This window comes from Stappia albiluteola, from assembly GCF_014050225.1.
Taxonomy (GTDB): Bacteria; Pseudomonadota; Alphaproteobacteria; order Rhizobiales; family Stappiaceae; genus Hongsoonwoonella; species Hongsoonwoonella albiluteola.
On sequence record NZ_JACFXV010000069.1, the window covers coordinates 21,463 to 28,476 of the forward strand.

Here is a 7,014-nt window from a genome sequence, read left to right on the forward strand (position 1 = left end):
TGCATGAGTTTGCCAACCTGGCCCGCCGGGGTGCCGCACCAGCCGCTACGGTCGAGCTGGCGCATCAGCCGGCCATTCAATCCGGCGGTGCGGACCGAATTCGAAGCTGGCAACGACCGGGTGCGGCCGGTCGGGACGGTCCAGTACCGGCAAATTGCACAGTCGATCCGGATGACGGATACCGAATTCGCAAGCTTTGACGCCTTTGTCAGCGACGACCTTGAAAAGGGCAGCAAGCGTTTCCGCATGACTGTCTGGCTTGGCGGCAGCTTCGAGGAAAAAACCGTGCAGCTTGCCGGCGAAAACCCTTTCGAGGCGCAGCAGCGCAACCGCGCGGTCATCGTCTCGCTCACGCTCAAGGTGCAGCTTTGACCGAAGATCTTCGAACGCTCGCGATCCGCGAGGCTTACGCCTCGCGGACGTCCGACACGATCCTGCAGACGATCGAGCTCCGCCATCCGGCCTTCGTGAACGGGCAAGGCGCGACGATCGCTCTGCGTTTCGTTCTGAACGGGGAGGACGTAGCCCTTTTGCTGGAAGACGACGCGGTGATGAATGCCGGCGAGACGGTCATGTTCACCGCAATGCCCTTCGGGCTTGAACCGCCCTCGTCCAGCGAGGGGCAGGTGCCTCAGGTCCGTTTCTGGATCGACAATGTTTCGTCGCAGATTCACCCGCATCTGCAGGCGGCGGTCCGCATCCGCGCGCCGATCGTGGCGACCTGGCGGGAATACATCGTCGGTCTGGACGGTCCGCAACAGCGCGTCGACGGCATCGAGCTTCGCAACGTCAAGGTGACGAATGCCCGGGCGACGGCGATTGCGAAACTGAACGACTGGCAAGACAGGCTGTTCCCGGGGAAAGTCTATACCCGGGATGAGTTCCGGACCCTGTCATGAGCGTCTCTCCCGATGCATTGGGCGCGCTTCAGGCGCTCATCGGTTCGCCTTATTCGAATACCGACGAAAGGCCCGGATATCACTGCTGGGGCCTCTTTTGCGAGGTGCAGCGCATCCTCGGGCGCGACGGTCTTCCCCGCATCGTCCTGGAGCGCATGACGGCTGCCTCGCAGGGCGATGCACTGCTGCATCACGGGGAGCGCGAGAACTGGCGCGAGATCCCCGCGCCCGTGCATGGAGCGGCCGTCATGCTCGGCCGCTCGCGACTTCCCATCCATATCGGCGCCTTTGTCGGCATCGACGGAGGCGGCGTCCTTCACGCGACCCCCAAATTGGGGGTCGTCTTCGAAACCCTCGAAACATTGCGGTTTGCGGGATGGCGATATCAAACGTTTCTGGTGCCGGTCACCTGACCGGCCTTGCGGCGCCGGCCGCGCCTTGTACCCCGATTCCCGTGTCGCATGTGTTCGGTATGACCATTGCCGATGCGGTTGCGCATATCCCGGGCGGCCTTGTCTTTTATGTCGAGGTGGACGGGGTGCCGGTCCTTCGCGCTGGGTGGAACAGGATTCTTGCGCCGCGCGAAAACCTCACGGTGATCATTCTTCCGGCTGGCGGTAGCGTGAAGGACGTGCTCGGTATCGTGGCGCTGATCGTTCTGACCGCATTCGCCCCCTACGCCGGCGGACTGATCGCGACCGCGCTCGGCGCTTCGGCCACGGGCCTCGTCGCCGGGATCGCGGGGTCCGTGATTCTTGCCGGCGGCGGTATTCTGATCAACACGCTGCTGGCGCCGCGCCCGTCTGCCTCAGCGGCCGCGCAACTGGAAGCCTCTCCGACCTATTCGACGTCGTTTTCGGGCAATCAGGCGCGGCTTTTCCAACCGATCCCCGTCCAGTATGGCCGCCATATCCTGCGGCCGGACTACGCCTCCGATCCCTATCAGGAGTTCGACGGCAACGATCAGTATCTCTACCTATTGTTCAGCCGGGGCATGGGCCGCTCGGACGTCGAGGATGTGCGGATCGGCGAGACCGTGGTCTGGCGGAAGGACGGCGGCTACACCGGCGCGGTCGACGACCTGGAGATCACATTCTACGATCCCGGCGAGCAAATCGACGCCTTTCCGGTCCAGGTGGAGACCTCGGCGGAAGTAGCCGGGCAACTGCTGGCGAACATCCAGTGGATTGGCCCTTATACGGCCGTGCCGGCAGGCGAGAAAGCGCACGAACTGTCCGTAGATATCATCCTGCCGCAAGGCCTTTATCGCATCAATGACGACGCGAGCCAGGGCAGCGCAACTGTTTCCTTCACCTTCGAATACAGAGAGATCGACGACAGCGGGATTCCGTCCGGCGACTGGATGGTGCTTGCCCAGGACAACGTGACCCTGACAACGGCTACGCCGCACAGGCGTACCTACCGAATGGAAGTGAGCCCCGGTCGCTACGAGGTCCGGGCCCGGCGAGACAATGCCTGGAGCGAGGATGACCGCGTTCAGGACCGCCTAGAATGGGGTGGCCTTCGCGCGCATCTTGACGGGCCTCAGGCATTTTCCGACATCTCGACCATGGCGATGCGCGTTCGGGCGAACGAGCAGCTCACTTCGCAATCGTCGCGGCAGGTGTCGCTGGTACAGACGCGCATCCTGCCCGTATGGGACGGCAACGCATGGGTGGATCAACCGACGCGCTCGATCGCATGGGCGGCGGTAGATATCGCCATGAACCCGGTTTATGGCGCCGGGTTGCAGTCCGCCCGCGTCGATCTGGCGGAGTTCCTGTCCTATGACCAGGTGTGGGAAGCGCGCGGCGATCACTTCGACGGTGTCTTCGACACACGAGGAACCCGCTTCGATGCGATCAATACGGTACTGGCCGCCGGACGAGCGTCGATTTCCTTCCTTGGCGACAAGGTATCCATGGTGCGCGACGAGCAGAGGCAGCTCGCCTCGCAGGTCTTCAGCGACCGAAATATCGTGCGTGGCTCGCTCGAGGTCGAATACATCCTGCACCGCGAGGATTCCGCCGACGACGTGATCGTCGAATACATGGACGAGACGAGCTGGAGCTTGCAGGAAGTCCGTTGTTCGATCGCCCAGTCGGCATCGCAGGTACCTGCGCGGGTGCGAGCTATCGGCCAGACGAACCGAGACCACGTCTGGCGCGAGGGCATGCATCTGGCGGCGGACAATTTCTTCCGGCGTACGACAGTGCGTTTCCGCACGGAGCTGGAAGGCCGCTTGCTGAAACGCGGATCTACGGTGCTTGTCCAGTCGGAAATGCCGCAGACATGGGGATCTGCGGGATTTGTCGAGGCGGTCATCGGCAACGATCTTACGCTGTCGGCAGCTCCCGAAACCGATCCGGCAAACACCTATATCCGCATACGACTGAAGCATGGCGGCGAGTGGGGGCCGGTCAAGGTCAACTTCGTGCCAGGTTCTCGCGTCGTGACGATGGACGCGGGCGATCTTGCGCTGGTGACGGCGCAGATCGGGCCAATCGACGATCACCTGGAGGACAACGGAGACGAGGCACCGACCTACCTCCTCGGCGAAGGTATAGAATTCGCGTTTCGCGGCAAGGTTCTCAAGATGGAGCCGGAACGCGGGCAGGTATCGCTGGAAGTCGTGATCGATGACCCGGCAGTCTATTCGGCGGATCAGGGAATATCGATACCGGCGCTGCCGACCCCGGGCTTGCTGCCGCCATCATCCGGACTGCCGGTCATCACTGATCTTCAGGCACATCGGGAAATAAGCGTTACCGAAAGCCATCTCAGCGTATCGGCGCGGTGGCCGGCAGGGGCAAGGTCGTTTGTCGCTGAAATCTCGTATGACGGGTCGGTTTGGACACCTGTCTACGAGGGGTCTTCGCCGGCTTTTTCGGTCGCAGTGCGCACGGATGCCCTGACGGTCCGGATGGCGGGTGTGGGCTCGGGGCGTGGCCCGTGGGCTTATCAGGCTGTGGCGGCCGTCGCGCCGGAGATCCGTGTGCCGCCGGGCACGCCGATAGAAGCGACGAGCGTCATTGAAGGCTCGGTTGGCCGGGCACAGATGGATGCGGCGGCGCGGTCGCTGCTGGCCTATCTGGACGACGACGAGACCAATCCGGACTCGCTCGCCTATGTCCGCCGGCTGTCTGAGCAGGCGGCCGAGGGCGCGCTGGCTGCGATGATTGCGATCCAGCAGCGATCGGACAAGCTGACGGCGCAGGCGGTGCGCGCCGGCGTGCATTTCCAGGCGGAGGTATCGCGGCTCGACGTTGCGATTGTCACTGAAACCGCAGCGTTGGCTTCGTCAATCCTCGACCTCACTGCGACGGTAGAGGGCAAGGCCGATGCGTCGGCCCTGTCGGCGTTGGACGCCAGGGTGACGACGGCGGAAGGCACGATTACGTCGCAAGCCCTGTCGATCACTCAACTCATGAGCGATCTTTCCGGGCTGACCGGCACGGTCGACGCGAACGCCACGGTCCTGAACGGCCTGACGACGACGGTGATGCAGCAGGGCAACGACATCAGCGCCAATGCGGCAGCGATTACCCAAGTCTCCGCCATGGTCGACGGAGCGACCGCAGGCGGCTTCTACCGGCTTTCGGCGACGGCGGGCACGCTGCCGGCAGGCGTGGCGGCCGAATATGTCGTGCAGCTCAACAGGGGTACGCCGGAGACGCCCGATTTCGAGAGCGCGGGAGAAGTGCTCCAGCTCCTGACCGGGGGCGGCAGCCGCAAGGTCTTCATGGTCGATCAGGTGTTCTTTTCGGACGGCGCAAATATGTCGCGCGGCATCTATTTCGAGAACGGCAAGGCGACGCTGGATGCCGCGAGTGTCGGAACCGTTACCGCCGGTAAAATGCAGTCCGAGGATGGCAAGTTCCTCATCGATCTCGACAACAAACGCATCAGGATCATCGCATGACGACCTATTCGGCCGGCACGATCTCACTTTCGGCCTACACCAATCGCGTGACGGGCAACAGTACGCAGTTCGTCGGCAATGTCAGGCCGGGCGACTGGCTGGTCTGCGACGGCGACGCGGTGATGGAGATCGCCGAGGTCGTCAGCAATACCGAGCTACGGCTTTATTCCGGCTGGCCGCGCGGCAACCGGACCAGCATTGCCTATGTGATCGAGCACACCAATCATCTCCCTGGGCCGCAAGCGGGCGAGGTGGTCTTCAGCGCGGACGGGCAGGCCGGGCGTGTGTCGATCTACTACGGCCCGGAGGATCTGGCGCTGGAGGCCGACCCGTTTTCGGATCTGAGCCGCGTCAAGTTCCATTCGGACTTGCCGTATATTTCGGTGGTGAACGTCATCGAAGGTACGATGAACGTAAATAGCGACGGCGTCGACGCCTATTCGAAGAAGTTCCAGCCGATCTTCAGCCATGGCCTTGGGTATACGCCCCTCGTCTTCGGGGCGATCACCAATGCGCGCAACTATGACTGGTCGCAAACCTATCCGACTTATCTCGGCAATATCACGGTGCCGTGGAGCGGTACTGTACCCCTCGCGGGGTCGCTGCCTGGTAACGGTGAGCCATACACTCATATGACGCTGGATCTCGGTGCCGACATCAACGATGTGTTCCTGATGTTCCGCCGCCAACTGGCGCCGGCAAACACGCCACGGGACGACCTGACGATCGCCTACAAGATCTTCATCACCGACTATTCGATGGAGTCGGGTCTTGCGGTCGGCGGCCCGCCCTACGCACTGATCCTGGACGCTTTGGCCGGTCGTCTCGTCGTGGCGGATGGCAAGTTCGACAGCGAAAAGCGCCAGCTCGTGCTGGACGGTTTTGACGGTGGCGACAGCATCCCGGCGGCGTTCGGCGAGAACGTGGCCTATGGCGAGTTCGACAATTTTCAAATTCCGGTGCCGCATTCGGTCACGCCAAACGCGGCATACCCATTCCCGTCGTCGGGCTATTCCGATGAAAACGACATCTATCACGGGCGGCCGGTGATCGGGATGGGGGCGTGAATGCGGGACTTCGACTATAACGACGGGAGGCTGGTGACGGTCAACAGCGCGGGCAAGACGACGCTCGACACCGACAAGAGAATGCTGCTGATCCCTGACACGATCTTTTCCGGCAGCATCGTCATCCCGCAAAGGACAGTGTCCGGCTCGTCGGGCACGGGCGTCCGCTGGCAGCGGTTTCCGGTTGCCGATGTGGGGCCTTATGCCAGCCTCGCGCAAGGCATGATCCGGGTTACCGGCAACGGCAACTACTACAGCAGCGACCGATGGATGGTGCTCGGCGGCGGGGCCCTGATACAGGCGAACTGGCAGCGCGCGATCAGCCTGCGGTTCTGGCAGACACTTGGCGCCGGCATCATGAACGAGAAGCTTTACCTGATCGCGACCAGCTATTCGGCCTGGACCTCGGCAAGCCTGCCGGTCGTCTTTCCCGCGCTGACGGTCGAATACCGGATGGTTGCCGGCACCTTCAACTGACCTTCCGCCCCACTTTCTGACCTTCCAAAGGCTCGCGATCGCGGGCCTTTTGCTTATCTGGAGACCTGCATGTCCAGCTACAGGATCGGCTTAGCTACGGTCACCAATGGCAGTGCGTCGGTTGCCATTGCCGGCGCAGAGCTGACCAAGGGTGCCAATGCGCGGGTGGGTGATCTTTTCACGCGCGACTGGTCGGCCTTTTATGAAATCGCGGCAATCGGCGGCGATGAGGCGCTGACGCTCGACCGGCCCTATGCCGGCGCGACGGCGACTGGCGTTACCTATGCGATCCTTAAAGTGTCTGTGGCCCGCCACACGGCGGCGGCGGTGCTGGAGCAGGTGGGGGCGCTGGCGACGGCCACGGCGTCCGTGCTGTCGGTCAGCGGCGACGACAAGCTTCTGAGCCTCGACAAGGCGGAAGCGGCCGGCGCAGCGGGCCTGCTGTTACAGCGGGGCGGGGCGCACCGTTTTCGGCTTGGGCTGTTCGGCTCGGACGATCTCAAGATCCAGCGCTCGCCTTCCGGATCGGGCAATGACTATGTCGACGTGCTGTCGATCGCGCAGGCAACGGGTGCGTTGACGCTTACGGGCGTCACGCTCGCCAATCCGGCCGTAACCGGCGCGGCTCTGTTCGCCGCCGGCAGCGCCG

Annotated in this window: 6 protein-coding genes and 1 pseudogene; all 7 read left to right on the forward strand. The window is 63.1% G+C overall.

What is annotated here, in order from left to right; all coding sequences use genetic code 11:
- The first annotated feature begins 3 nt into the window (after window positions 1-3).
- Window positions 4-372 (forward strand): hypothetical protein, encoded by a 369-nt coding sequence (locus H2509_RS20595; protein WP_182168358.1) that lies wholly within the window; start codon window positions 4-6, stop codon window positions 370-372.
- Window positions 369-899 (forward strand): DUF1833 family protein, encoded by a 531-nt coding sequence (locus tag H2509_RS20600; protein WP_182168359.1) that lies wholly within the window; start codon window positions 369-371, stop codon window positions 897-899. The genes H2509_RS20595 and H2509_RS20600 overlap by 4 nt, the downstream gene beginning before the upstream one ends.
- On the forward strand, window positions 896-1,312 hold the full coding sequence (locus tag H2509_RS20605; RefSeq protein WP_182168360.1) for a hypothetical protein: 417 nt from the start codon (window positions 896-898) through the stop codon (window positions 1,310-1,312). Before H2509_RS20600 ends, H2509_RS20605 begins: the two co-directional genes overlap by 4 nt.
- Window positions 1,276-4,821 carry a host specificity factor TipJ family phage tail protein gene (locus H2509_RS20610; protein ID WP_182168361.1) on the forward strand — a complete coding sequence of 1,182 codons (3,546 nt, stop codon included), beginning with the start codon at window positions 1,276-1,278 and terminating at the stop codon, window positions 4,819-4,821. Before H2509_RS20605 ends, H2509_RS20610 begins: the two co-directional genes overlap by 37 nt.
- Window positions 4,818-5,888: a hypothetical protein gene (locus tag H2509_RS20615; protein WP_182164844.1), complete on the forward strand. Its 1,071-nt coding sequence runs from the start codon at window positions 4,818-4,820 to the stop codon at window positions 5,886-5,888. The genes H2509_RS20610 and H2509_RS20615 overlap by 4 nt, the downstream gene beginning before the upstream one ends.
- Entirely contained in the window at window positions 5,889-6,365 is a 477-nt protein-coding gene (locus H2509_RS20620; RefSeq protein WP_182164842.1) for a hypothetical protein, read from the forward strand.
- A gap of 69 nt (window positions 6,366-6,434) precedes the next feature.
- Window positions 6,435-7,014, forward strand: a pseudogene (locus H2509_RS20625) (hypothetical protein); the annotation flags it as partial.

Coding starts and splice junctions, on each gene's coding strand:
- H2509_RS20610 (WP_182168361.1), top strand. CDS start 1,276: ATGGCGATATCAAACGTTTCTGGTGCCGGTCACCTGACCGGCCTTGCG.
- H2509_RS20595 (WP_182168358.1), top strand. CDS start 4: ATGAGTTTGCCAACCTGGCCCGCCGGGGTGCCGCACCAGCCGCTACGG.
- H2509_RS20605 (WP_182168360.1), top strand. CDS start 896: ATGAGCGTCTCTCCCGATGCATTGGGCGCGCTTCAGGCGCTCATCGGT.
- H2509_RS20620 (WP_182164842.1), top strand. CDS start 5,889: ATGCGGGACTTCGACTATAACGACGGGAGGCTGGTGACGGTCAACAGC.
- H2509_RS20615 (WP_182164844.1), top strand. CDS start 4,818: ATGACGACCTATTCGGCCGGCACGATCTCACTTTCGGCCTACACCAAT.